We start from the raw sequence: 26,455 nt of genomic DNA on the forward strand, positions 1-26,455 counted from the left end.
TCTACCCAAAATCGGTAAAACTGTTTATGCTCTATCATTGTAACACCTTATCAAAAAATTTCAACATAAGGTGTTGCTTTTGTATACACTTTTTACACTAAACTTTAGTCCAAAATAAAATAATTTCTTTATTTGGATTACGAGACTCAAAATATTTTTCGTCAAATACCTTGATGGACTTGACAAATGGTAGAAAAAAAGCATCGGATTCACAAGCCGATGCTTTTTGTTATAGTCTTTTAGTTTACTTTTAGTACTAGGCAACGAGCTGCAGACAGTACTGGAGTACGGCAAAGCGAGTTAACGAAGTAATAAAAGAAAAACTAAATGACTATATTAGAAGTTCAACAAAGCCAAGAAACTTTCTGCTTCAAGTGATGCGCCACCAACAAGCGCACCGTCAACGTCTGGACATGCCATGTATTCAGCAACGTTTGATGGGTTTACAGAACCACCGTATTGAACGCGAACCTTGTCTGCAACTTCTTGACCGAAATCAGCAGCAACAACGTCACGAACAGCTTTACACATGTTTTGTGCATCATCTTTAGTAGCTGATTTACCAGTACCGATTGCCCAGATTGGCTCATAAGCAATAACAAGTGATGCTACTTGTTCAGCAGTCAAGTCTTTCAAAGCTGCAGAAACTTGTGCACCTACAAATTCTATTGCTTTACCAGCTTCGTAAGTTTCAAGTGACTCACCACAACAGATGATTGGAGTCAAACCGTTACGGAAGATTGCATGAGCTTTTTTATTAATATCTTCATCAGTTTCGTGGAAGTAATCACGACGCTCTGAGTGACCGATAACAACATAGTTAACACCCATTTCAGCCAATACTTTTGGAGATGTTTCACCAGTGAAGGCACCAGCATCTTCAAAGTAGCAGTTTTGAGCAGCAACTTTCAATTCAGAATCTTTAGCGAACCACAAGAGGGCATTCAAATCTACAGCTGGAGCTGCGATAGCTGCTTCAATTTTGTCGCCTGCAGGCAATTTTCCTGCAATTGCCTCAACGAAAGCTCGTGCTTCTTGAGGATTTTTGTTCATTTTCCAGTTACCGGCAATGATTGGTTTACGTGACATTTCACTTACCTCTTCTATATTTATTGTACAAGGTACATTATAGCATAAACTTAGCTAAGATTAAAGAATTTCTGTGCATTTTATGAATACTTACAGAAAAACTCTCTACCCGAAAGTAGAGAGTTACAATTAAGTTGTCTGACTATAATTGTTATTTCTGGGAACTCAATCGAATTAAGCTTCGATTTCTGTAACCATACCTGAACCAACAGTACGTCCACCTTCACGGATAGAGAAAGTAGTACCTTGTTCAACGGCGATTGGGTGGATCAATTCAACGTCGATAGTAACGTTATCACCAGGCATTACCATTTCAGTACCTTCTGGCAATTTGATTGAACCAGTTACGTCAGTTGTACGGAAGTAGAACTGTGGACGGTAGTTGTCGAAGAATGGAGTGTGACGTCCACCTTCTTCTTTAGTAAGGATGTAAACTTCACCTTTGAATTTAGTGTGTGGGTTGATAGAACCTGGTTTAGAGATAACTTGACCACGTTCGATTTCATCACGTTGTACACCACGAAGAAGCACACCAACGTTATCGCCGGCAAGACCTTCGTCAAGTTGTTTACGGAACATTTCAACACCAGTAACAACTGCTTTAGATTTTTCTTCTTGAAGACCAACGATTTCGATTTCGTCGTTGACACGAACAGTACCACGGTCGATACGTCCTGAAGCTACAGTACCACGACCAGTGATTGAGAATACGTCCTCGACTGGAAGCAACAATGGTTTGTCAGTGTCGCGTTCTGGTTCTGGAATGTACTCATCAACTGTGTTCATCAATTCCATAACGATGTCTTCGTACTTAGAGTCACCTTCAAGAGCTTTAAGAGCTGAACCTTGGATAACTGGAAGATCATCACCTGGGAAATCGTATTCTGAAAGAAGGTCACGGATTTCCATTTCAACCAACTCAAGCAATTCTTCATCGTCAACCAAGTCAACTTTGTTCATGAAGACGATAAGGTGTTTAACACCAACCTGACGTGAAAGAAGGATGTGCTCACGAGTTTGTGGCATTGGACCGTCAGTTGAAGCTACTACAAGGATCGCACCGTCCATCTGAGCAGCACCAGTGATCATGTTTTTAACGTAGTCCGCGTGTCCTGGAGCGTCGATGTGAGCATAGTGACGTTTTTCAGTTTCGTACTCAACGTGTGCAGTGTTGATAGTGATACCGCGCTCGCGCTCTTCTGGAGCAGCATCGATAGACGCATAGTCTTTAGGTTGGTTAACTGATGAAGGCAAGCGACGTGCCAATACAGTTGTGATAGCTGCTGTCAAAGTAGTTTTACCGTGGTCAACGTGTCCAATTGTACCAATGTTAACGTGTGGTTTACTACGATCGTATTTTTCTTTTGCCATTTTGGTAAAAGCCTCCAATAAAATATATTTTATAGATAGACAGTAGGCAATACAGTCTAACTTTACCTTACTATTCTATCAAATTGTAGCAGAATTGCAAGCATTTTCTATCGTTTTTTATTTTATCCATTTTCTGCAAGGGCTATTAGCTTCGCTCATAACTTTTTTTATCATCCCATTTTAACCTATTACTCAACTAAAAACACCTCACTTCCGTAGGAATATTGATGTTACCATAGCTACAAGGTGCCACAAATACGAGACTACTGCAACAGACCTTTCTCCGTTCAGTCATCCTACGACTCCCTGGCAAGCCTCTTGCTATAGGTGTTGAAAATATATTGACTATTTTCACTTAATGATGCAGTTGATAATAAGGCTGAATAGGAATGGACGCGCCAATACTAGAAGAATAAATCCAGTCCTTGCCTTCCAACTGAGCAAAGTCTTCTGCTTTTCCTGTTAGGATAATGCCTGCGAACTCCAACCGATCAATCTCTTCTTGTTTGGTAAAGTCGGTGTTACCAAACTTATCAACAAAGGCTTGCAAGTCATCCACTGGTATGTCCAAATACTGCGCTCGTTTCTGATCTCCCGATTCTAAGAACTCTTTCATATAGTCCATACCTGACATATAGTCTCCAGGCATATCCGAAAAGACCAGTTGAATATCCTCTGGATCTAATCCCAAAAGCTGCTCTGGACGATAGTAATGGGTACTCTGCTTCCCTTCTGTCCCTATCCAATACCAATTTTGCTTGAGGTTGCTAGGAATCATCTCCTTAATCTCTGCCAAGCTGTACTTCTTATCAAAGGAAATAGCCACTTCTACTAGCTGACCACTCATTTCTCTTAGATAAGGCAATTCTTTAGCAATCTCTGACTCACTCCACACGATCTGATTCTTATTGTAAAAAACAGGTACCTTGGTATTGGTTGTATGATCATATAGGTATTTGAGGGTATTCCCAGGTATATGCTGGGCAAAGTCATAATGACTATCAAACAGGTCATAGTAAATTTCGTGCTGACCAAAAGCCATAGGAACACCGTCTAAATCCTTGTACAAATTGAAGTAGAGTTTTCCAGAAACATAACTTGTGCTTTGGATTTTAATGCCATCATGATTTATATTTGGATAGGCGATTTCCATTAGCATCGTTTGTTCCCACACCTCACGACCTTCTCGTGCACCGACAATTATTTTTACGGTTTGAACGCCAATAAGCATTAAGATGAAACCGATGAGCGATGATAGCCCTATTGTTTTCCATAAATTCTTCCGCTTACTCTTTTTTGTCACTTCTTCAAAAGTCTTCATAGTCATATCCTCTCTCTTCTAATGCTTTCCTTAACTGTTTGCGTCCTCGGTAAAGGCTGATTTTCACCCAACTTTGACCAGCACCTAAAATATGCGCAATCTCCTTGATACTCATATCTTGGAAATAATAGAGGTCAATCACCTGCTGGTACTTACTGGGCAAACCTTCCACCGCTTGATAGAGTTCCTCATAGCCTTCTTGGTCATAGACCAAAAAATTTTCAGGCCTAAAAAACTCCTTTTGTAAAATTTCATGGTAGCGCTTGTCTCTCCTGTATTTGTCAATGTAAGCCCGAACTGCAGAACGGTAAAGCCAAGCTCTTAGTTTTTCGAAAGGAAGGACAATATCAGATTCAAGCAATTTGACTAGAACATCTTGAGCAATATCCTGACTGTCAGTTGGGCTGGCTCCTGATTTTTGCAGATAGTAGGAAATCTCCTCAGCAATACCAATGACTTCTTTTTCATATTGATCAAGTTTGATACTCATCTCCTCCTTTCACTAATAAAACGAATAAGGGATAATTTGGTTACGCTTTCTTATAATTATTATATATTTTTAGAATAGAAAAAAACAACCTCCGAAGAAGTTGTTTTATGCCTATTAACCTGAGTTGCGCAAACCTGTCGCCACACCATTGATGGTAATATGAATGAGATTCTCTTGTTCTTTGCTCAATTCTCCACGACGAAGACGATGAATTAATTCAATCTGAATATAGTTGAGCACATTGAAATAAGGCATGCGATAATCAAGACTGGCTTTTAGGAACGGTAGTTCTGCTAAAAGCTCATCATTTTGCTCGATTGATAAAATGATTTCTTTGGTCAACTGCCATTCATCTAAAATAAGATGGAAGATATTTCGTACCTCTTCGCTTTCACACATTTTAGCATATTCAAATGCGATATTCATATTGGATTTAGACAATACCATATCCACGTTTGATAGAAGTGAACGGAAGAATGGCCAGGATTCGTACATTTTTTGTAACTTAGACAAATTATCAGGGTGCTTATCAATAAAGCGTTTGAAACTTGAACCAACTCCATACCAACCTGGCAACATAACACGGTTTTGTGACCAGGAGAATACCCATGGAATCGCACGCAAACCACCGATTTCTGTGATGGTTTTTCGAGCCGCTGGACGTGAGCCAATGTTCAGACTTGATACTTCACGAATTGGACTAGCGGCAAAGAAATAATCATAAAAATGTGGATTATTGAACACAAGATCTCTATAAATACGATAGCTATCTGATACAATTTCATCCATGGTTTCGCGATAGCCATCGATTTCATTTGGATCGGTAATCATTTGTGTGACCATACGGTCAAGCGTTGCAGATACCAGCATTTCTAAATTATAGTAGGCTGCGTCTTTGTTACCGTATTTATTGCCTATCACTTCGCCTTGTTCTGTCAAACGAAGTCGGTCCTTGATGGAACCAAATGGCTGAGATGTAATCGCATCGTAGGAAGGACCACCACCACGACCAACAGTACCACCACGACCGTGGAAGAAGGTGATGTTTACTCCGTAGTCTTGACCAATTTGCGTCAATTCATTCTGTGCTTTGTAGAGTGTCCAGCCGGAGGACAGGTAGCCACCATCCTTGTTGGAATCTGAGTAGCCAAGCATGATTTCTTGGTAGTATTTATTGCCTGCAATCCAACGTTTCGCTAAATCTAATTGCAGATATTGACGCATGGTATCAGGTGCATTATCTAAGTCCTCAATTGTCTCAAAAAGTGGAACAATCTGAACACGGGCCTTATCGACATCTACTAGACCAACTTCTTTTAATAGGACAGCTAATTCCAGCAAATCAGAAACACTCTCCGAGTGTGAAATAATATGTTGCTTGATGATTTCCTCACCTAGCTTATCTTTCAATTCACGCGCAGCAGCAAAGATAGCCAATTCTTTTTCTAGTTGTTCTGACTTTGGCATATGCGTTGCAGAAAGAATGCGTGGATCAGTTTCCAACTGTTTCAAAAGAACATGGCATTTAGCTTCCTCAGATAAACTGGAGTAGTCTTCTACGATACGGGCAGAAGCCAATAGTTCCGCAACACTTGCTTCATGAATAGAAGAATCTTGGCGCATATCGATACTAGCTAGGTAGAAACCAAACGCTTCAACCGCTTCAAGTAATTCTGTAAAATCACCTTTCAATAGCGCCATAGATTTATTTTCAATCAAAGATTGTTTGATGGCTAATAAATCAGCTTTAAACTCGGCTACATTACTATAGCGAACATCTGACGGCTTATTGTGAACTAAATAATCTCTTGTGTTTGCAAGTTTCATCTGAATATAGTGAAAAGCACGACGATAAGGCTCATTTTCACGATAGACAGAACTATCTTCAGATAAATCCGCCAGCATCTTAACCGCTGTAGATACATTTACAATGGAAGTTGAGAGCGAAAAATTCCGATAGAGTTTATAGAGTTGCTCATCGTAATAATTCATAATGACTTCACACTGAGTCAAGGCTGACAACTTCAAGGTCTCTGCAGTAACAAATGGATTTCCATCACGGTCTCCCCCAATCCACATCCCCATTGTAATTGGACGAGGATTATTTAAGGCGATTCCTTTCTCAGCGGCTAAACGTTTGTATTCCCGCTGCAACTTAGTGACAGCCTTAATAAAGGAAGAATTGTAATACTCCATAACGTTTGTGATTTCGTTGGTTACCTTCAACTTCTTCTCACGAATCATATCCGTCTGCATAATAATTTCAATGTAACAACGGAGCTCATCTTCCCATTTGTTTTTATTGAGCAAGCCCAATTTTACATCGCGATAACGACGAAGCAACTCATGAATATGCTTGGTTAAATCAAGCATAGACTGACGTTGAACCTGAGTAGGATGGGCTGTCAAGACTGGAACAACATTCAACTTTTCAAGGATTTCAGCTGCATTTTCTTGTTTGGAAACCATATCAATTGTTGTTGAAATCTTACCAAGATAATCTTGATCAATATTGTTTTGGTGATTGATTTCATAGGCCAAGTCAACATCTTCTGATATATTAATCAAAAGTGGCAAAACAGCAAAGTATCTAGAAATAACTGCTAGTTCATCATTATTCAACTGACTGATAATAGCAATCAATGCCTGATAATCATCCTGACGAGACAATTGAGATAATTCTACAATTTTAGCAAAAGTCTCTGCAGGTATCATTTGAGCTGCTACTTCTTCCAAAATAGATGTTAGAATCGTTACTTCTTCACGGATTGCTTCCTTGTTGTTATAGTTTTCTAATTTTTGAATAGCCATCTCCTACCTCTTTCCTATCTCTAAATTAGCGTACGCTCTATTTCTTCTTCAATTAATCGACGTTTTTCACTAGCATCAATATTCAGAACAAACCCTATCCCGATGGAAATAATCAAAAGACTCGATCCCCCCTGTGACAAGAAAGGGAAAGTTACCCCCGTTGCAGGAATAATTCCTGAAATTCCTCCGATATTGACAAATGTTTGAATCAGAAGCATACCTGCCATTCCAAGTGCCATCATCGCATTAAATGGACTACGAGCACGGACGCCTACAATAATAATTCGAATAATCAAAAAGAACAATAAGGCTAGAATTAAACTAGCTCCGACAAAACCGAGTTCTTCAATGACGATCGAAAACGCAAAATCGGTGTGGGCCTCTGGTAGATACCCCTTTTTCTCAATCGAATTTCCCAAGCCACGTCCAAGCCATCCACCGTTACTCATCGCATAGTAAGAATGAGTCAATTGAAGACCTGAGTTGGTGGCATTACCAAATGGATCAAAATAGGCAGCAAAACGACGAGCAATATAACCAAAGAGCGGAATTTTTTCCACCGTTTCTACACCCAAAATACGAATCGTTCCTAGAATAACTGTTGAGGCGGCCACAATTCCCAAAACCGCTGTTGAAAACCAGCGATAGGCAATCCCACTCACACTGATCATCACGACCATAATCAGCACAATAATCGTCGCATTCCCCAAGTCTGGCAGTGTTGCAACTAGACCAAGGAGGAGCAGACTGACCACCCGCCAATCTGTAAACTCTTTCGGAATCCAACTTCCTTTAATCAACGATACATAGTCATAAGTCCGAATATCCGCCTGTTGTTTTGCAAACTCATGTGCCAGATACCAAATGATTATTAATTTCAAATATTCTGCCGGCTGCAAGGTTCCTGCAATCGGCAGAGGAATCCAGCCATGAGCCCCGTTAATCGGAGGAAACAACCGAGAAATAGCTAACAGAAATACTTCTACCAAAATAACCGAATAGATAACGGCTTTCTTGCGTAAAAAACTTAATTTCATACGATAAATCGTATAGATTGCTACCAAGCTGACAACCCAGAATCCTGCCTGGTTAATCACTGTTCTAAATGGATTTCCACCATTAATAATTTGCGTAGCACTGGTTGTCGAATAAACCATGACCAACCCAATCACCGATAAGATGAGATAGGGAATCAGTATGGAGTAATTCAACAACTGGCGTTTGTCAATCTTCATTGCTTATCCAACCTTCTTCGAGTATAGCTCTTATTATAGCATACTTTGTATAAAAATACTTATCACTTTCTAAGTTGCTCTGCAAACATTCGGAACTAACTTTTGTCAACAAGAAAAAGGCCGAAGCCTTTCATATCTATTCAAATGTTTCAAGATAAAATTCAATTTCATCCCCATTCGCAACTGTAAGGTCTTTCGCCCCTTTATCAGCCATTTGGCCATTAACTTTATACATCCAGTATGTATTGGTACTCGCATCTTGGCTAACACCATCAATTTCTGTTATCAAACCATTGTCTTCTACAATGTCATGATGTTCTTTAAGTACATCCATGACACTATCACCTTCTTCCGCAGTAACTTCCTGACGATTCTCTTTGTCCTTGGTTGTAATCTGCAAAGTGACTTCAATAGCCGAGTTGCTCTGTTTCTCAGTAGTGTTTGTACAAGCAGCCAAGAAGAGCGAGAAGACAACCGTCAACATAATACTAATTTTTTTCATTTATAAAATCTCCTAAAAATATAATCAATAATTGGATAAAACAAAACTGTTGAAGCAGCGTGTAAACTATCAAAGACTAGACCATTAAGCCAGAAGACGATAGGGGAAATCCCAAACTGTGTAGCAGATAAAAAACTTATCGTTAGCCCATACAAAAAGACAAGAATCCCCGCCAGAAGACTCTGTAGCCACAAGGGAATGCTCTCTTTTTTGATAGAAGGACCAATTGCCAACCACCATATAAATTGGATGAAAGCAAAACTAAGAACTTGCCACAAAACAACTGTTCCAAATCCAAAAAGCAAGCCACTCCCTACCATCGCTAGTATCATCAATGTCCAGCTCTCCAGCAAACTGAAATAGGACAGAACAATGAGGAAAATAGCCGTAAGAGGCTTTATATTGGGAAACGGCCCAAAAACCACCCTTAAAACAATCGTCAAAGAGGACAGAACAACTAGCTGACTAACACGTCTTACTTTTTCACTTTTGTCATGCATACCAATTTAGCCTACCTTATTCCCTTTATTATGTCAAGTTCAGATAATCTTTTACTATTTCTTGAATCGTATTTTTTTGATTTTTTCATGATTTTACGGTAGAATTGAGGAGATGAGAAAGAAACTAAATCCGATGATTGTTGTTGGTTTTTTCCTATCCTTCTTTGCTCTTATTTTCATCACTGGGGTGACTGGAAATACTGTAAATAAGACGGAGGTAGCTAACGAACCCGCAGTCACACAATCAAACACCAGTACAAGTTCTAAACCAACAAATTCTAGCTCAAGTTATTACATTGCAAATGCGCTCGAAATGAAACCTATCGTCGACGTTTCTGCTTGGCAGAGACCTTCTGAAATTGACTACGATACCCTTAGCAAAAACATTTCTGGCGCAATCGTTCGTATTCAAAGTGGATCACACACTAAAAACGAAAATACAGCGACTGATAAAAACGGGTTAGATAAATCCTTTGATACCCATATTAAAGAATTCCAAGCAAGAAATATCCCTGTTGCTGTCTATGCCTATGTCACGGGAAATAGTATTGAGAGCATGCAGGAGGAAGCTCGAAGCTTTTATAAGGCCGCAAATAAATACAAGCCGACCTTCTATTGGTTAGACGTTGAAGAATATACCATGGATGATATGAATGCTGGAGTGGAGGCTTTTCGAAAAGAGTTAGAAACTCTCGGTGCTAAAAACATTGGAATTTACGTTGGAACCTATTTCATGGAAGACCACAGCATCAATGTGGATAAATTCGATGCAGTCTGGATTCCTACATATGGTGATGATTCTGGCTACTACAATGCCGCTCCAAATACTGATTTGGATTACGATCTTCACCAATACACATCACGTGGGTATGTCAACGGATTTGAACACCATTTGGATTTAAACCTCATTACCACACTCAAAGATCCTAACGAAGTTTATCAGAAACTATTTACAACACCCGAATAAAATGATACAATTTCACTAATTACATATACACAAAGGAGTGCTTCGGCTGAGATCGCAACTGCGAAATCCTCGAACCTGATCTAGTTAAAACTAGCGTAGGAATTGTGTGCTTTATAGAATGATACTATACTCTGCTATAAAGACTCCTTTGTTGACCATCTACAAAGGAGTCTTTTTATGTCCGCATCAAAATTATCCATCCTAGCCGAAGTCGCTATCTTTTCTGCAATTGCCCTCGTCTTTGACAAAATCCCGCTCTTTACAATGCCCCAAGGTGGATCCGTGTCTTTAGTCATGCTTCCAATCTTACTGCTTGCTCTACGCCACGGACTAGGGGTGGGTGTTCTTACTGGTAGTATTGTCGGAACCATTCAACTTTTCTACGGTGGCTACTTCCTAAACGTTTTTCAAGTTTTTCTTGACTATGCACTTTCTTACGCCGGAATTGGTTTAGCAGGTTTAGTAGCCCCCACCCTATCCAAACAAAAAGATCTAAAAAATGCTACTCTCATCATTACTCTGGCTAGTTTTCTAGGAGGAAGCATCCGATTGATAGCCACCTTCTTATCAGGAATTATTTTCTACGCAGACTACGCTCCAGATGGTATGCCTGTCTGGTTCTATTCCTTTACCTACAATATCAGCTATATTCTTCCTTCCACTGCAATTGCCTCTATTCTGCTCATTTTACTCTATAGAGCAAGACCAGGTTTTTACAATCTTTAACCAAAACTGCCTGCTGGATTTTATCTAACAGGCAGTCTTTTTAATTATTTTTACTTGCTTTATGCTATAATAGGAGCGTTATAATACATTTTGGAGGAAATTATGGCTTCTTGGATTTCAAGAATTATTAAAGGTATGATTATCGCACTCGGCTTTATCTTACCTGGTGTCTCTGGGGGAGTACTCGCTGCTATCCTCGGAATTTATGAGCGACTAATTGGATTTTTAGCAAATATTCGAAAAGATTTCAAGGAAAACTTTCTTTATTTTGTTCCTGTAGGAATCGGTGGAATTTTGGGAATCGCACTCTTCTCTTTCCCTGTTGAATATTTATTGCAACATTTCCAAGTCCCAGTTTTGTGGGCCTTTGCAGGAGCAATCGTGGGAACTATCCCTAGCCTGCTTAAAGAATCAACTCAAAAGAGCAAACGAGATAGCATTGATTTGGCTTGGTTGATTGGGACATTCGTCGTTTCTGGTCTCCTACTTTACAATTTAAGCGATCTTGTAGGAACGCTTCCAGCAAACTTTGCAAGTTTTGTCTTGGCAGGTGCCTTGATTGCTTTAGGGGTACTTGTTCCTGGACTCAGCCCTTCAAACTTGCTATTAATTTTGGGGATCTACACGCCAATGCTAAATGGTTTCAAATCACTTGATCTATTCTGCACCTTCCTACCAATCGCAATCGGTGGCGTTCTTGCAATGGTTGCATTTTCAAAAGCAATGGACCACGCTCTGAAAGTATACCATTCACGTGTTTATCACTTTATTATTGGTATCGTCTCATCTTCTACTCTGCTAATTTTGATTCCACAAGCAAGTAATAAAGAATCAATTTCCTATGCTGGAGCGAACTTTGTTACATGGATTGCTGCTATTGTCCTATTTATACTAGGCGCATGGTTAGGGCTTTGGATGAGTAAACTTGAGGAAAAATATAAATAATGGCAAAAAAGGTTAAAATAAAGAAAACCTTGGTGGACCAAATACTAGACAAGGCTAAGATCGATCATGATAGCCTTGTTTTAAATGCCTTCGAAGGTCAACTTCCACCAGGAATTGAAGAACACGAAATTTACAAAACACTAGCATTAACTGGAGATAAAACTGGACCAATTATCGGCATTGTTCCCATCACAGAACACCTGTCTGAGAAAAAATTAGCCAAGATCTCTGGCAATAAAAAAGTGAGCATGATTCCGCAAAAGGACTTGGAAAAGACAACTGGCTACGTCCACGGTGCCAACAATCCCGTGGGCATTCGTCAGAAGCATAATTTCCCAATCTACATTGATCAATCTGCCCTTGAACTCGGCCACTTGATTGTCTCTGCTGGTGAAATTGGTCGGTCGATAAAAATTGATAGCCAGGTTTTAGCTGATTTTGTAAAAGCTGACTTTGCCGATTTGATCGAGGGGAGGGACTAGACTTGAAAATCTACTTTGTCCGTCACGGTAAGACCGAATGGAATTTGGAGGGACGCTTTCAAGGCTATTCTGGAGATTCGGCTCTCTTGCCCGAATCTTATCAGGATTTAGAAAAACTGGGCAAATACCTTGCTGAAATCCCCTTTGATGCTATTTATTCTAGTGATTTGCAGCGCGCACATAGCACTGCCGTAGAAATTGCCAAAGCCAATCACCATTGCCAAACCATTCTAACCACGCCACAACTACGTGAATGGAATTTTGGGACGCTAGAAGGAAGCAAGATGGCAATTTTTCGTGCCATCTACCCCAAACAAGCCTGGGCACTCAAACATAATCTAGCACGATTTAAACACGATGTCTTTGATGCCGAATCTGTCCATCAGGTCATACAGAGAATGGTCGATTTTATCCAGTCTCTTCAAGAAGAAAACCTGGAAACAGTCCTCATCGTCAGCCATGGTGCCTTTCTAACCGCTTCTATCCATCGCCTGCTTGGTTTTCCACCAGCCCAACTGCGTCACCGAGGTGGTTTGGATAATGCATCGGTTACTATTTTAGAAACAAGCGATTTCGAAAACTTTACAGAATTAGCTTGGAATGATACCAGCTATAAAGCAAAACAGTAGAATTTTCTGCTGTTTTTTCCTATCCTATTAGCAATTTATACTGATTTTTTCTCTCTTCTATGATAAAATAGAAATAACAGACTTTGGAGGAATAAAATTTTTATGTCAACTGAACATTTTGAAGAATTAAATGACCAACAGATTGTCCGTCGTGAGAAAATGACGGCTCTTGCCGAACAGGGCATTGACCCATTTGGAAAACGTTTTGAGCGTTCTGCCAACTCAGCTGAATTGAAGGCCCAGTACGAAGACAAATCAAAAGAAGACTTGGAAGAATTAGGGCAAACAGCTATCATTGCAGGCCGTATTATGACCAAGCGTGGTAAGGGTAAGGCAGGTTTTGCTCACATTCAAGACCGCGAAGGCCAGATTCAGATCTACGTTCGTAAGGATGATGTTGGCGAAGAAAATTATGAAATCTTCAAAAAAGCAGACCTTGGTGACTTTATCGGTGTCGAGGGAGATGTCTTCAAGACAAACGTTGGTGAGTTGTCTATCCATGCTCGCAAGTTGACTCACCTTTCTAAAGCGCTCCGCCCATTGCCAGAAAAATTCCACGGTTTGACAGACATCGAGACCCGCTACCGCAAACGTTATTTGGACTTGATTACTAACCGCGAGAGCTTTGACCGCTTTGTGACCCGCTCAAAAATTATCTCAGAAATCCGCCGTTACCTTGACGGACTTGGTTTCTTGGAAGTGGAAACACCTGTCCTTCACAACGAAGCTGGTGGTGCTGCAGCTCGTCCATTCATTACCCACCACAATGCCCAAAACATTGACATGGTGCTTCGTATCGCGACAGAACTCCACCTCAAACGCCTGATTGTCGGCGGTATGGAACGCGTTTATGAAATTGGTCGTATCTTCCGTAACGAAGGTATGGATGCGACTCACAACCCTGAGTTCACTTCCATTGAGGTTTACCAAGCCTATGCAGACTATCAAGACATCATGGACTTGACAGAAGGTATTATCCAGCATACTGCCAAGGCTGTTGTCGGTGATGGTCCAGTGACTTATCAGGGCACTGAAATTGCTATCCATGAGCCATTCAAGCGTATCCACATGGTTGATGCTATTAAGGAACAAACTGGCGTGGACTTCTGGCAAGAGATGAGCTTCGAGGAAGCAAAAGCCCTTGCAGCTGAGCATAAGGTCCCTGTGGAAAAACACCATACAGAAGTTGGTCAAATCATCAACAGCTTCTTTGAAGAATACGTTGAAGCAACTCTTATCCAACCAACCTTTGTCTATGGTCATCCAGTAGCCGTATCCCCACTAGCTAAGAAAAACGATGAAGACCCACGCTTCACAGACCGCTTCGAGCTCTTCATCATGACCAAGGAATACGGAAACGCCTTTACAGAATTGAACGACCCAATCGATCAATTGGAACGCTTCGAAGCCCAAGCCAAGGCTAAAGAACTCGGTGACGACGAAGCGACAGGCGTTGACTACGACTACATCGAAGCCCTCGAATACGGTATGCCACCAACAGGCGGCCTCGGAATCGGTATCGACCGCCTCTGCATGCTCCTGACAGATACCACTACTATTCGGGATGTACTCCTATTTCCGACTATGAAATAAGCTAGAGTAACCTTCTAGTATTGTTGCCACTAGGAAATACCAATCGCTTTCCAGTTTCTTGGCGATTGGCTGACAAGGTCTGCTAGACCTTGTCACTCCTGACGATGATGTAAGTTACTGTACATTAAGTAAGTACTATTTTGAAATACAAAATATCTAACACAAGTAACAGCTCTCGGTTCATCCCAAGAGCTGTTTTAGTTTGCTTAGGAGAATCTGGATAAAAAAGAACACTGACAACAGAAATTGTGCTGTCAATGTTCCTAGATTGTACTTTTGTTAAATCGAGTATTAAGAATACAATTTCAATGAAATTATAAATCCAATCTATGTAGAAAAAGAATATTATTAGTATATGAATTAAAACAGGTTCTATATACAAGCGAAATAATGATTAAAACCATCTTTTATTCATTTCTTTAAAGAATTCCTTGTTCATTGGAAAACCAGAACTTTCACCAATGATTGAATCGATTCCACAATATGGACATATTGCCGTTCCTCTATAATCTATTTTTGTATCTTCAATTATCCATTCATCAATTTCAGCAGGGGAAAAAATTTTCAAACAATAAAAACACCCACATACTCTATCATTTTCCAATTCAGGTTTATGATTACTGCTGTAAAAATGAGCCTGTCCAAAATCATATTTATCCGTCATAGTCTGCTCCTAAATCTTATTTTATGATTTATGTGGGAGAGCTGTAAAATCACTGTGATCATTTACAAAGCTATACATTGGAATGCCAACTCCATCTTCTGAAAGATTCTCAAATAGCGTTTTTAAGAAAAACTCTATCCATTCCATCGATGGCTCCACTGCATCATCACATTGTGGTGCCAGCCAAAGTTGAGATACGGGTTCCTTACTACTTAAATCTATTGCAATTCCAATCATCATATCATAGAAATCAAAAGAGGCATAAAAAGCCCTAACATTTTCATTAGAATTTTCGATCTTTAATTCAGGCGGAAGATCCATCATCGTAATCATCATATGTCCTGTTATTTTACCATTTTCAGCTTCAAACTTATCAAGTATCCCTTGCTTACGAAGAACTTCTTCTGCTAAGAAAAAACTTTCCTTATCTACTAACACTATCCCATCTCCATTAAATACTACTATGTTCATTATAGCATTTATTATCCGCTCATGCTAACTCAATTTCAAAAATTATAACGCAAAAAACTTTGCCATTTTCTTTCCTCTCCAACACCACAAAAAATCCCAACCACTTGGTCAGGATTTTCAGGAGATTATGAAAAATATTTAGGATTGACTATAGTATAGCTCTTCCTATCAACTCTCTCATCAGTCTTGGGACTGATTCTCTTCTTTTTTTGCAAAATAATCTCGGACAATTGGCGCGACTTCTGTTCCGTAGAGTTCGATAGCACGGAGGACATCTTCATGTGGCATAGAGCCGATTGGGAGATGGAGGAAGAAACGGTCCAAGTCAAGTGTTTCAATTGTCTTAATAATTTTTTCAGCGACTCGTTTTGGATCTCCGACGATGGTTGCACCTTCGTCTGTCAGGGAGTAGAGATATTGCGCCTTGGTCATCTCGCTCCAATGTGGGCGGTCTTTAGCGATATTGTCCGTAATTACTTTGGTTGGATGATAGTATTCTTCCACAGCCTTGTCATGGTCGTCTGCAATCCAGCCCCAAGAATGGGCTGCAACTTTCGTTTTCTTTGGATCATGACCTGAGTTGCGGGCAACCTTGCGATAAGCATCGACTAAAGGTTTAAAGCGATGGGCACCTGCACCAATGACAGCATAAACAATTGGCAAGCCTTTCTTAGCAATCTTGATGGTGGATTCTACATTGCCCCCAGTTGCCACCCAAATGGGAAAATCTTCCTGAACAGGACGTGGATAGACTGGCTTATTATCGACCGACTGGGTAAAATGCCCATCCCACTTGAGATTGGTTTCCTTGTCGATTTCCAGAAGCATGTCCAACTTTTCATCGAAGAGTTCTTCATAGTCATGGAGATCATAGCCAAACAAGGGGAATGACTCCGTAAAGGAACCACGACCCGCCATGATTTCCGCTCTGCCATTTGACAAAGCATCAATGGTGGTGTACTGCTGATAAAGTCGCACAGGGTCCATGGAGGAAAGGATTGAAACTGCTGATGTTAGCTTGATATGCTTGGTATTGACGGCACCAGCTGCCAGCACAATCTCAGGTGAAGAAACCGCAAAATCTTCTCGGTGATGCTCCCCAATCCCATAAACATCAAGCCCCACCGCATCAGCTAGTTCGATTTCTTTGACTAGCTGGCGAATCCGCTCGTCGTGGCTGTAAGTTTCCCCTGTTTTTTCTAGTGGAGTTGTTTCGCCAAATGTTGAAATACCTAATTCTACCATGATGTGTTCTCCTTTGAAATCACTATTTCTTAATTGATGCGTTTATTTTATCTCTAATTAGTGATACAGTCAATTGATTTGCTCAAAAAATAAAACGACTAGGAAAACCTAATCGTTTCAATAGATTATTCATAGCGCAAAGCTTCAATTGGATCAAGCTTAGATGCTTTGTTAGCAGGTAGTACACCAAATACAATACCAACTACCGCTGAGAAAGCCAGACTTCCCAGAACAACTGGAATTGAAACTTCAGCAGTTATTCTTTCTCCCATCGCCTTGCTCACATTGAGCAAGAAGACTATTGTTTGGGCGATTGCGAGACCGATTGCTCCACCAAGAGTAGTCAAGACCATGGCTTCTATCAAGAATTGCATCAAGATATTGCCTCGGGTTGCTCCAAGCGCTTTTCGAAGGCCGATTTCACGAGTCCGCTCAGTTACTGATACCAGCATGATATTCATGACACCGATACCACCAACCAGCAAGGAGATACCTGCAACAGCACCGATAAACAGGGTAACACCAGACATTTGAGATTTAAACTCCTCCAACATGGCTGACATATCATAAATCTCATATCTCGCTTCTTTCAATCCAGTCGCTTTAGTCAAGTAATCTGCAGCGGCCTGACCAACTTCTGTTGCCCGAGTAACATCTTCAACATGGACATAGATTTGAGAATTCTCTTTCATGCCTGTTTCAGCAGCCAGCTGCGTATTAGTCATGACGGCATTTCCGCCTGAATTCATTCCATAAATAGCTGTCCCTGCTTTTGGATCTTTGTAAACCCCTATTACGAGATAAGCATTGCTATTGACACTAATCGTCTGATTGAGAGAGTCCTCTATAGAACCAAACAACTTCTCAGCTAGTGCCGTATCTAGCATAATCATACGTGAAAAACGACTATAATCGTTAGCTGTAAATTGACGACCAGCTAAAATTTCATATTCTTTCACAGCAAAGTAATTCTGACTGACACCAGTAATGGTGACATTCTCTGCTTTTTTATTGCCTGAGCTGACTTCAGCCATGTTACTGATACTGGAATAATAGCTCGATACACCATCAATCTCTAGCAATCCTTTTAAAGTAGAATCCGTCAAATCTGGCTCTTCTTCTAAGATTGGCTCTTCCGTCGATACTGTTCCAAATGGACCGAAGGCTGTGCTTGAGCTGGAGAAGGCAGTAAAGTAAACTTGAACATTATTTTGATCGCCAGCTAGAGACTTTTCTATGCTCTTGGACATCCCTGTACCCATGGCAACAATAATGACAACTGCAGCCACACCGATGATGATACCTAACATCGTAAGAAGAGACCTCATTTTATGAGCCATAATAGATTTGAGGGCGAATTTCCAATTTTCCATCTAAACTCCCTCCCTTCGACTATCTTCGGTAATCACTCCATCACGTAGGACGATTTTTCGTTTTGCGTAAGCAGCAATCTCAGGCTCATGTGTAACCATGATAATGGTCTTTCCTTCATTATTCAACTCCGTCAGAAGTTGCATAATCTGCTCACCTGTCTTAGTATCTAGGGCACCTGTAGGTTCATCCGCTAAAATAATAGCCGGAGTATTGACTAGTGCACGCGCAATAGCCACCCGTTGTTTTTGACCACCAGACAATTCCGATGGTAAATGCGTCATCCGCTCTGCCAACTCAACTTTTTCAAGATATTGTTGAGCTAGTTCCTTACGTTTGCTTGATGGAACTCCAGCATAAATCAAGGGTAATTCTACATTTTGAAGGGCATTGAGTTTCGATAATAGGAAAAATTGTTGGAAAACGAAACCGATTTGGTCATTCCGAACCTGAGCTAATTTTTTCTCAGAAAGTTGACTGACCTCTTCACCTTCTAACCAATAGTTTCCTGAACTGGAACGATCTAAAAGCCCGATGATGTTCATAAGGGTTGATTTACCTGAACCAGAAGGTCCCATAATGGCAAGAAATTCTCCCTCTTCCACTTCTAAATCAATATCCTTTAGAACTCGGAGCTCTTGATCACCATTTTTGTAGGATTTATTGATATTCGTTAATCTAATAAGCTGGTTCTTCATTGGCTTCAACCTCTTTGCCATCTTCGAGATCCGGAGTCGGAATGGTAATAACCTTATCACCTACTGCTATGCCAGCAGTCACTTCCTGGTTCAAAGCATCTGCGTTTCCGAGAGTGACTTCCACTTTCTTAGCTTTCCCATCAACCAGGGTCCACACATAGTTTTTATCTTCTTCTGGCACAACTGCGGACACCGGAATTAAAATGTTTTTACTTGTATTGACAACCTCAATATTTACAGAAAATCCTTGCTTCAACTCACCTAATTCACTAGTTAGAGCTGCCTTAAATGGATATTTAGCACCTGAACCACCAGTTCCTGTTGTAACTGCGGCACCAGCTTGATCACTAGATGGGTAGTTTGAAATATAGGTAATTTTTCCTGTCCAAGTCTTATCAGGATACACCTTGCTAGTCAGCTTGACCTCTTGATCCACTGCAATATTAGCCAAATCGTATTCTGTCAAACTACCTGTTACTTGCAAACTACCTTGGTTTACAATATGTACAACTGTCTGGCTAGATGTAGAGTTCTTAGAAACAGCCTTATTCACTTCAACAACTGTACCAGCAACGGTGCTAGTTACTGTCGCTTCAGTTAAGGCTGTATAGGCTTTATCAACCGCAGCTTGAGCATCTGCGTACGAATCATTCAAGTCTGCCAACTGCATATCTACTGAACGTTGTGCAGTAGCAGTTGCGGCAGCATCTGTTTCTGCATCACCAGTTGTTTGAACAGTTTGACCATTGGTTCTTAAGTCTTCAATTTGGCGACCAATCTTATCACGACCACGAACAGCAGTATCCAAAGCAGACTGCAACTCTGTAGCATCATAGCGAATCAAAGGGGTGCCTACTTCGACCTGAGTACCTGGAGCAACTAGAACCTCACTCAAATCTCCCTTAGAAGGATCATAGTAAACATACTGCTCATCTGCTGCTGTAATCGTTCCTGTAAGTAGCGTTGAGGAAGCAATCGACCCCTCTTTAGCAACGGTATAGGTCATACTCATGGCTACTTCTTCTGAAGATGGTGACGACGTTAGCATATTGCTAAAAATTAAGGCCCCACCTACTAGGGCAACTGCGACTACTCCAAGGCCGCCAAACAAAGCAATTTTCGCTTTCTTTGTCTTTAACATAACAAACTCCTTTTCTTTATAAAACATACTTATTTTGTGTTGTCTATATAATACACAAATACAAGAACAAATGCAAGTTTTTTCCTAACTATTTTATAAAAAGTTCGGCAATTTTCCCACTTACATTTTTGTAAGGTAACGTAGCGGATTTTTGATTGACACACAAAAAAACGTTACAATGAATATAGTTACTGATTTTATTGGAGGAAATTTATGAAAGTGTTTGATATTATCGCTATCGGAGGCGGAAGCGGAGGCATCGCTACCATGAACCGAGCCGCTATGTACGGTGCCAAGGCAGCAGTTATTGAGGGAAGCTATCTAGGAGGGACCTGTGTTAACCTTGGCTGTGTACCCAAAAAAATTATGTGGTACGGTTCTCAGGTAGCAGAAGCCATCCAGCATTATGGACCTGAATATGGATTTACTAGCCAAGAGGTGACCTTTGATTTTGCCACCTTGCGTAAAAATCGCGAAGCCTATATTGAGCGTTCACGCGCATCCTACGGTAATACTTTTAACAATAACGGAGTAGAAGTTATCCAGGGTTTCGCACGTTTTGTGGACAATCAAACGGTTGAAGTCAATGGTGAGCTGATTCGTGCAAAACACATTGTCATCACAACTGGCGCCAAACCGGCAGTCCCTGCTATTCCTGGTAGTGAGCTAGGGATTGTATCTGACGATGTCTTTGCATGGGAAGAATTACCTTCTTCTGTGGCTGTGATTGGTGCTGGTTATATCGCTGTGGAAATGGCCGGTCTCCTACATGGACTCGGTGTCCAAACTGACCTCTTTGTTCGTGGCAATCGCCCTCTTCGTAGCTTTGATACCTACATTGTTGATGCCTTGATGGAAGAAATGCAACGTACCAACCTTCCACTCCATACCGGGAAAACTCCTGTCAGTCTTGAAAAAACTGATGATGGACAAATCCAGATTAACTTTGCTGACGGTAGTAACCATATTGCTCAGAAGGTCCTTTGGGCAATTGGACGTAAACCAAATATTGACAAACTCAACCTAGAAGCAACTAGTGTTCAACTTACTTCTTCAGGACATATTTCTGTCAATGAATACCAAGAAACAGCTGTACCAGGTATCTATGCCCTCGGTGATGTGACTGGTGAAAAAGAATTAACACCCGTTGCAATCAAGGCAGGTCGCCTTTTGGCAGAACGTTTATTTAACAATAAACCAACCGCAAAAATGGATTACACAACCATCCCAACTGTCGTCTTTTCTCACCCCGCTATCGGAACAGTTGGTCTAACTGAGGACGAAGCGATTGCCCAGTACGGCCAGGACAATGTAAAAGTCTATACTTCAGCCTTTACTTCTATGTACACTGCCCTAGAAAACAACCGCCAAATGGCCAAGTTTAAATTAGTAACCGTAGGAGAAAATGAAAAAGTCGTTGGTCTGCACGGCATTGGCTATGGTGTCGATGAAATGATTCAAGGATTCTCAGTTGCTATCAAAATGGGAGCTACAAAAGAAGAATTTGATGCCGTTGTCGCCATCCATCCGACAGGTTCTGAAGAATTTGTTACTATGCGTTAACTCAATTGAAAAAGTCCAGACATGAAGGTCAGCACTGTCTGGACTTTTTCTTATGGTAATATAGCAATTGCTCGCACTGGTGAACCCGAAGCCTTCTCCCAATGAGGAAAAGCGATTGAAATCAATGCGCCTGTTGGTGGTACCTGATCCAAGTTTGCCAATACTTCCAACTGATAAATATCTTTTGATAGGAGATAGTATTCTTCTGGTAGACTTCCTCCGTGTTTGGCTGCAGATACTCCTGAATCGGTATCCAATGTTTCATGACCAACTGCTTTCACCTGACGTTCTTCAATCAAATATTCTAGAGCTTCATGACTCCATCCTGGTGTACGTTGAACTCCATCTTCGTCTAGATTACGAATGGCATCTTGACTAGGCCAGCGCTTTGACCAATCCGAACGAAAGGCAACAAAAGATTCTGGCGCAATCGGGCCAGATTCAGCCTCAAAGTCTAAAATATCCTGCTTAGTTATCTCATAGTCATTATTTTCTATAACAGCAGCAGATTTATCAATAACGTAGAGTGGCAGGAGTAAATCTTTCAAATCAATCTCATCAAGATAACGAGCTCCTTCTACAAAATGAATCGGGAGGATCAATATGGGTTCCATACTGCCCCACAACCGTAAATTGTTCGACAAAGAAGCCATCCTTATGAGTAAATAGGGCTTTCTTTTCGAGAGCTGGTAGCGCAGGGAAATGCGGGCTCTTTTCATTGATTTGGTGAGTCAAGTCTACCCAAGTTTTAGATTTAAGAGTACGGTAAATATCAAGTAATTCTGTCATAGAAATCCTCACTTTCTTTTTTTATTATTCTAGTATAGGTATAGGTTGTTTTACATATAATTTGTTGTTTTTTACTATATAAGTTTCTTATTAGCTGTTATAAAAATCACCTATAGAGTTGTTACAGCCGATGAAAGAGCATTGACTTTCTTATCCAATCTCACTATAATTTTTGTTAACCATAAAATTTTAAAAGGATAACAAATGAAAACAACTTCTATCAAATCACTTGTTTATATCGCTATTGGAACAGCCTTAATTTCCACCCTTTCACAAATCAGTCTGTCTATTGGACCTGTACCATTTACATTACAAACCCTGGCTATCGGCTTAGTAGCTTGTCTATACAAACCCAAGGAGGCAATTACAAGTGTCAGCTTATATCTAGTTCTTGGCGCTATCGGTTTACCTGTTTTTTCCGGTTTTTCTAGTGGCTTTGCTGCACTCACAGGACCGACATCTGGCTTTCTATGGGGGTTTCTACTCTACACTATCATCACTTCTGCCCTCACTAAATCAGACTCCTCACCAATTACAATTTTTCTAGCCTGCCTACTTGGAACAAGTATCTGTTTCCTTCTCGGCTGTTTTGTATTTAAGCTAGTTTCAGGTGCCAGTTGGACTGACACTATCGGATGGACTGTTCTGCCTTTCATTCTTCCTGATTTAGCTAAAATTACACTAGTCATGATTTGTCATCGTTTATTGCAACCTGTTATCAAAAAAGAAGCCTATTTTGCTTAGGCTTCTTTCATTTATTTATTAGCAAACGCATCGAGTAAAACTTGAAATTCCTCATTGCTAAGAGTGATCCCTTTCCCCATCTTGGTATGGTCAGGACTCCAGGTACGGATGTCATACTTGGCTGGTGCGCCATTAAAAGATACTCGATTAAGCTCCTTGGTCCATCCTTTATCATTTTCAGATAAGACCAATAATTTTTCTTCAATTTCAAATGTAAATTCTGCCATTTGTTACCTCCTCACTTATCTATTCGAAAAAGCTTGTCATTTTTATAAAAATTAGATAATATAATTATATCAAGTTTGAAAGGATTATGCCATGAAGAGGTTTTTAGAAGTTATTTTCGAGCAGATCACCGTCTTTTTAGAACATGGCAAAGCTCCTAAGTCTATTGAGCCAGATAGCAAGGAAGAAATCAAGAATAACTTGGAGCTGGCTTTATATAAAAAAGCTGCAGTCCATGTCATCTATGGTGATCGTAGTTTCACAGGTGACATTGTGAAATATGATACCAATCGCCAACGGATTATCATGAAAAATTTTAAACGTCAGGTTACCAGCATTATAAAAATCGAAGACATAAAAAAAGTTACCTTGGTTCCAGATAGCATCAAGACTTCTCAACAACAAACAAAAGGCTGAAATTTCAGCCTTTTGTTTGTTTATGCACGAATAGTTAGGGATTGCCCATCTTCTTGATAGAGGTTGATGAGACCTGATTTGCAGGCACGGATCATGTCGCCAGGATAGATTTCACGGTCCAGCTTAATAGTTAAGAGTTCCATCGGCTTGTTGGCACGGTCAATCTTTTCTCCATTTGAATCATGCAAGTCCTGAATAGTCGTTTCAAAATGACGGAAGCCTGGTCCGTAGAACTCCACTTGGTCGCCCTCATTGATAACATTGCGTTGGCGAATGGTGGCGGTCATGGTTTCCTTGTCAAAGGCTACTACTTCTGCGATGAATTTGTATTCTGGAATCTTACGGCGGGCTCCAAAGAGCTGCTCATTTTCACTCGGCGGGCTATAGTAGAAACCTGTCGCCAATTCACGTTGGGCAACCTTCCACATTTCATCAATCAGATCTTGTTTGATTGCTTCAAACTTTTCTGGGCTTTCAAGATAGGCATCTACCGCCGCCTTGTAACAGTTGGTTACGGTTGATACATAGTGGACAGATTTCATACGGCCTTCGATTTTCAGGCTATCGACCCCATTTTCAATCATGTCTGGAATATGGTCGATCATACACATATCCACCGCAGACATGGAGAACTCCTCTGGGATTTCCCCTTTAATCGAACGACGTTCTTCGCCAAATGGGAGATCATAGAGATTGTACTTCCAACGACAAGACTGAGAGCAGCCGCCGCGGTTGGCATCGCGTTTGCTCATGTGGTTGGAGAGGACGCAGCGGCCTGAGTAGGAGATACACATGGCTCCGTGAACAAAGGCTTCAATCTCCACGTCTGTGCGTTTGCGGATTTCAGCCACCTCTTCCATGGTCACTTCACGGGCTAAAACGACACGGGTTAAGCCCAATTCTTTCCAGAACTCGAAGGTTTCGTAGTTGGTGGAGGAGGCCTGTGTAGATAGGTGAATTTCAAGACCTGGTGCTTCGGTTGCACAGATAACGATAAGGGCTGGGTCGGAAACGATAACCGCATCCAAGCCCATGTCTCGTAGTTCACGGAACCAAGCTCCCGCTCCTTCTTCATTGCCTTCGTGGGTGACCATGTTGGCAGCTACATAGACCTTGGCTCCACGGGCATGGGCATATTCGATTCCTTCCCGCATCTCATCCATGGTAAAGTTCCCTGCACGGCTACGCAGACCGTAGGCCTGGCCACCGACAAAGACAGCATCAGCACCATAATCAATGGCTACCTTCAATTTCTCCAAAGTCCCAGCAGGTGACAAGACCTCGGGACGCTTTAATGTTTTTGACATAATAAACTTCTTTCTATTTGCAGGATAGAATAACGATGTTGTTTCATTCGGAAACTTGGGGCAGAGCTAACTCTGCCAGGATAGAGTAAGTAAAATAATAAATATATGATTAAACTGAAACTTATTTAACCTTATTGCGGTCAAATTCGTAGAAGCCTGTATCCAAGCCACGTTCAGCTGGATGGAGCTTGCGCACCTGTTCATCCAAAAGGAAGGCCTGATCATAAGTGAATTCGCCTTTTTCAATCAAATCTCTTGCTTGAACAAAAAGCTTAACAATTTCAACAAAGTTCTGACCAGGGCAATAGATACCATCAAGTTTCCAATTATGATAACCATGTTCATCTAATTCTGACAGCTTGGTCATCATATCAATGTCATTGTTGATAAAGATATGGGTACCATGCTTGTCCTCAAAGATAGAATAGTGGCTATCTGGGTCACTCGGCTCAGCTAAGAAAAGTCCACGTCCACGTGACAAATCTGTCTCATCAGCCTTTGTAAAATTGTAGTAATTCTGTAACAAGGTTCGTTTAGAATGGTGAATAACAGAGGCACCGTAGACCAAGATTTCCGCTGGCATTTCCAAGTTCTTAGCAATATCAAAGAGTTCTTCTGATGGAATCTCTCTTGCCAAAACAGCCTCTACTGCTCCATGATCTTTCCAAAAGTTAATCTGACGGCTGGAAGTCACAAAGACAGATGTATCATAGATTAGCTTGAAATTGTAGCCATCACGTTTATTGATATAGAAAATTCCAGTATCTCCGACAACCAGATAATCAACCTTGATTTCCCTCATTAGCTCCATGAACGGTTTGATATTGTCCATCATATCTTGGTGCATGAGGGCATTGGCAGCGACCGTCAATTCCTTCCCAGCGCTATGAACTAGCTCTGCTATTTCCCTGAGTTCATCATAGGTAAAATTTGTTGGGATGCGAAGGGCATGGTCCTCTTCCCCAACATAAATACGGTCAACTCCTGCTGCAAGCAGTTCTTTGACCTGCTCAATACTTTCAGCTGTTGCTGTAATGATAATTTTTTCCATAAAGATAATTATATCAAAAAGAGAAATATCTGATAAGTGACTACCTGTATTTTAATGTTCAGACTTTTCTAATCTTTCTCTTGTAACATTATTGTAATATAAATGACA

The 26,455-nt window shown here is 40.7% G+C and carries 26 protein-coding genes, 1 pseudogene and 1 riboswitch; of the genes and pseudogenes, 9 read left to right on the forward strand and 18 right to left on the reverse strand.

The features are described from left to right. Positions 1-336: 336 nt before the first annotated feature. From tpiA to K5Q34_RS08430, 8 genes are all read right to left on the reverse strand, one after another. Positions 337-1,089 (reverse strand): triose-phosphate isomerase, encoded by a 753-nt coding sequence (gene tpiA, locus K5Q34_RS08395; protein WP_221864832.1) that lies wholly within the window; start codon positions 1,087-1,089, stop codon positions 337-339. A 174-nt stretch (positions 1,090-1,263) separates the two neighbouring features. Continuing rightward, positions 1,264-2,460, reverse strand: a complete 1,197-nt coding sequence (gene tuf / locus K5Q34_RS08400) for an elongation factor Tu (protein ID WP_012775011.1) — start codon at positions 2,458-2,460, stop codon at positions 1,264-1,266. A 355-nt stretch (positions 2,461-2,815) separates the two neighbouring features. After that, complete coding sequence (locus K5Q34_RS08405; RefSeq protein WP_208546786.1) at positions 2,816-3,787, reverse strand: anti-sigma factor; 972 nt, start codon at positions 3,785-3,787, stop codon at positions 2,816-2,818. Next, positions 3,768-4,271, reverse strand: a complete 504-nt coding sequence (locus K5Q34_RS08410; protein ID WP_205028268.1) for an RNA polymerase sigma factor — start codon at positions 4,269-4,271, stop codon at positions 3,768-3,770. The genes K5Q34_RS08405 and K5Q34_RS08410 overlap by 20 nt, the downstream gene beginning before the upstream one ends. A 114-nt stretch (positions 4,272-4,385) precedes the next feature. Continuing rightward, positions 4,386-7,082, reverse strand: a complete 2,697-nt coding sequence (gene ppc / locus K5Q34_RS08415) for a phosphoenolpyruvate carboxylase (protein WP_172115398.1) — start codon at positions 7,080-7,082, stop codon at positions 4,386-4,388. A gap of 20 nt (positions 7,083-7,102) precedes the next feature. Continuing rightward, entirely contained in the window at positions 7,103-8,317 is a 1,215-nt protein-coding gene (gene ftsW, locus K5Q34_RS08420) for a cell division peptidoglycan polymerase FtsW (RefSeq protein ID WP_221864833.1), read from the reverse strand. A 136-nt stretch (positions 8,318-8,453) separates the two neighbouring features. Continuing rightward, positions 8,454-8,819: a DUF4430 domain-containing protein gene (locus K5Q34_RS08425; protein ID WP_024418011.1), complete on the reverse strand. Its 366-nt coding sequence runs from the start codon at positions 8,817-8,819 to the stop codon at positions 8,454-8,456. Continuing rightward, positions 8,816-9,319: a hypothetical protein gene (locus K5Q34_RS08430; RefSeq protein ID WP_024406699.1), complete on the reverse strand. Its 504-nt coding sequence runs from the start codon at positions 9,317-9,319 to the stop codon at positions 8,816-8,818. Before K5Q34_RS08430 ends, K5Q34_RS08425 begins: the two co-directional genes overlap by 4 nt. 112 nt (positions 9,320-9,431) lie before the next feature. Here K5Q34_RS08430 and K5Q34_RS08435 point away from each other — a divergent pair, with 112 nt between their 5' ends. From K5Q34_RS08435 to lysS, 6 genes are all read left to right on the forward strand, one after another. After that, positions 9,432-10,286: a glycoside hydrolase family 25 protein gene (locus tag K5Q34_RS08435; RefSeq protein ID WP_024406698.1), complete on the forward strand. Its 855-nt coding sequence runs from the start codon at positions 9,432-9,434 to the stop codon at positions 10,284-10,286. A gap of 23 nt (positions 10,287-10,309) precedes the next feature. Beyond that, positions 10,310-10,405: riboswitch (TPP riboswitch) on the forward strand. Positions 10,406-10,463: 58 nt separating this feature from the next. After that, positions 10,464-11,012 carry an energy-coupled thiamine transporter ThiT gene (gene thiT, locus K5Q34_RS08440; RefSeq protein WP_024410121.1) on the forward strand — a complete coding sequence of 183 codons (549 nt, stop codon included), beginning with the start codon at positions 10,464-10,466 and terminating at the stop codon, positions 11,010-11,012. A gap of 102 nt (positions 11,013-11,114) precedes the next feature. After that, positions 11,115-11,957 carry a DUF368 domain-containing protein gene (locus tag K5Q34_RS08445; protein ID WP_172115402.1) on the forward strand — a complete coding sequence of 281 codons (843 nt, stop codon included), beginning with the start codon at positions 11,115-11,117 and terminating at the stop codon, positions 11,955-11,957. Further along, positions 11,957-12,439 carry an aminoacyl-tRNA deacylase gene (locus K5Q34_RS08450; RefSeq protein ID WP_029180347.1) on the forward strand — a complete coding sequence of 161 codons (483 nt, stop codon included), beginning with the start codon at positions 11,957-11,959 and terminating at the stop codon, positions 12,437-12,439. The genes K5Q34_RS08445 and K5Q34_RS08450 overlap by 1 nt, the downstream gene beginning before the upstream one ends. 2 nt (positions 12,440-12,441) lie before the next feature. Then, a complete protein-coding gene (locus K5Q34_RS08455) occupies positions 12,442-13,068 on the forward strand; it encodes a histidine phosphatase family protein (protein ID WP_221864834.1) in 627 nt (208 codons plus the stop codon). A 102-nt stretch (positions 13,069-13,170) separates the two neighbouring features. Further along, the gene (gene lysS / locus K5Q34_RS08460; protein WP_024380363.1) at positions 13,171-14,661 is read left to right on the forward strand and encodes a lysine--tRNA ligase; all 1,491 of its coding nucleotides are present in this window, start codon (positions 13,171-13,173) and stop codon (positions 14,659-14,661) included. 394 nt (positions 14,662-15,055) lie between these two features. On the opposite strand, the gene K5Q34_RS08465 is transcribed toward lysS, so the two are convergent. The 6 genes from K5Q34_RS08465 to K5Q34_RS08490 form a co-directional block, all read right to left on the reverse strand. Then, the gene (locus tag K5Q34_RS08465) at positions 15,056-15,325 is read right to left on the reverse strand and encodes a cytoplasmic protein (protein ID WP_105154267.1); all 270 of its coding nucleotides are present in this window, start codon (positions 15,323-15,325) and stop codon (positions 15,056-15,058) included. 21 nt (positions 15,326-15,346) lie between these two features. Continuing rightward, positions 15,347-15,763, reverse strand: a complete 417-nt coding sequence (locus K5Q34_RS08470; RefSeq protein ID WP_105154268.1) for a hypothetical protein — start codon at positions 15,761-15,763, stop codon at positions 15,347-15,349. A gap of 213 nt (positions 15,764-15,976) precedes the next feature. Beyond that, entirely contained in the window at positions 15,977-17,041 is a 1,065-nt protein-coding gene (locus K5Q34_RS08475; RefSeq protein WP_172115406.1) for an LLM class flavin-dependent oxidoreductase, read from the reverse strand. Positions 17,042-17,166: 125 nt separating this feature from the next. Then, positions 17,167-18,414, reverse strand: coding sequence for an ABC transporter permease (locus K5Q34_RS08480; RefSeq protein ID WP_044681089.1), 1,248 nt, complete (start codon positions 18,412-18,414; stop codon positions 17,167-17,169). Then, on the reverse strand, positions 18,415-19,110 hold the full coding sequence (locus K5Q34_RS08485) for an ABC transporter ATP-binding protein (RefSeq protein WP_202846405.1): 696 nt from the start codon (positions 19,108-19,110) through the stop codon (positions 18,415-18,417). After that, entirely contained in the window at positions 19,091-20,251 is a 1,161-nt protein-coding gene (locus tag K5Q34_RS08490; protein ID WP_024401720.1) for an efflux RND transporter periplasmic adaptor subunit, read from the reverse strand. The genes K5Q34_RS08485 and K5Q34_RS08490 overlap by 20 nt, the downstream gene beginning before the upstream one ends. A 213-nt stretch (positions 20,252-20,464) precedes the next feature. Between K5Q34_RS08490 and gorA the strand changes: the two genes are divergently transcribed. Then, complete coding sequence (gene gorA / locus K5Q34_RS08495; protein ID WP_105119207.1) at positions 20,465-21,814, forward strand: glutathione-disulfide reductase; 1,350 nt, start codon at positions 20,465-20,467, stop codon at positions 21,812-21,814. Between the two features lie 50 nt (positions 21,815-21,864). Here gorA and K5Q34_RS08500 read toward each other — a convergent pair. Further along, positions 21,865-22,603, reverse strand: a pseudogene (locus K5Q34_RS08500) (cyclase family protein). Positions 22,604-22,807: 204 nt separating this feature from the next. Here K5Q34_RS08500 and K5Q34_RS08505 point away from each other — a divergent pair. Continuing rightward, complete coding sequence (locus K5Q34_RS08505) at positions 22,808-23,347, forward strand: biotin transporter BioY (protein ID WP_074391754.1); 540 nt, start codon at positions 22,808-22,810, stop codon at positions 23,345-23,347. Between the two features lie 11 nt (positions 23,348-23,358). On the opposite strand, the gene K5Q34_RS08510 is transcribed toward K5Q34_RS08505, so the two are convergent. Then, on the reverse strand, positions 23,359-23,574 hold the full coding sequence (locus tag K5Q34_RS08510; RefSeq protein WP_004194749.1) for a YdbC family protein: 216 nt from the start codon (positions 23,572-23,574) through the stop codon (positions 23,359-23,361). A gap of 91 nt (positions 23,575-23,665) precedes the next feature. On the opposite strand from K5Q34_RS08510, the gene K5Q34_RS08515 reads away from it, so the two are divergent. Then, positions 23,666-23,989 (forward strand): hypothetical protein, encoded by a 324-nt coding sequence (locus K5Q34_RS08515; protein ID WP_024384625.1) that lies wholly within the window; start codon positions 23,666-23,668, stop codon positions 23,987-23,989. 20 nt (positions 23,990-24,009) lie between these two features. Here the strand turns inward: K5Q34_RS08515 and K5Q34_RS08520 are convergent, their stop codons facing one another. Together K5Q34_RS08520 and K5Q34_RS08525 are read right to left on the reverse strand one after the other, a co-directional pair. Next, positions 24,010-25,296 (reverse strand): U32 family peptidase, encoded by a 1,287-nt coding sequence (locus K5Q34_RS08520; RefSeq protein WP_014637579.1) that lies wholly within the window; start codon positions 25,294-25,296, stop codon positions 24,010-24,012. A gap of 121 nt (positions 25,297-25,417) precedes the next feature. Continuing rightward, positions 25,418-26,347: a peptidase U32 family protein gene (locus tag K5Q34_RS08525; protein WP_024384623.1), complete on the reverse strand. Its 930-nt coding sequence runs from the start codon at positions 26,345-26,347 to the stop codon at positions 25,418-25,420. Positions 26,348-26,455 lie beyond the last annotated feature (108 nt).

This window comes from Streptococcus sp. 2018110, assembly GCF_019754115.1.
GTDB lineage: Bacteria > Bacillota > Bacilli > Lactobacillales > Streptococcaceae > Streptococcus > Streptococcus hashimotonensis.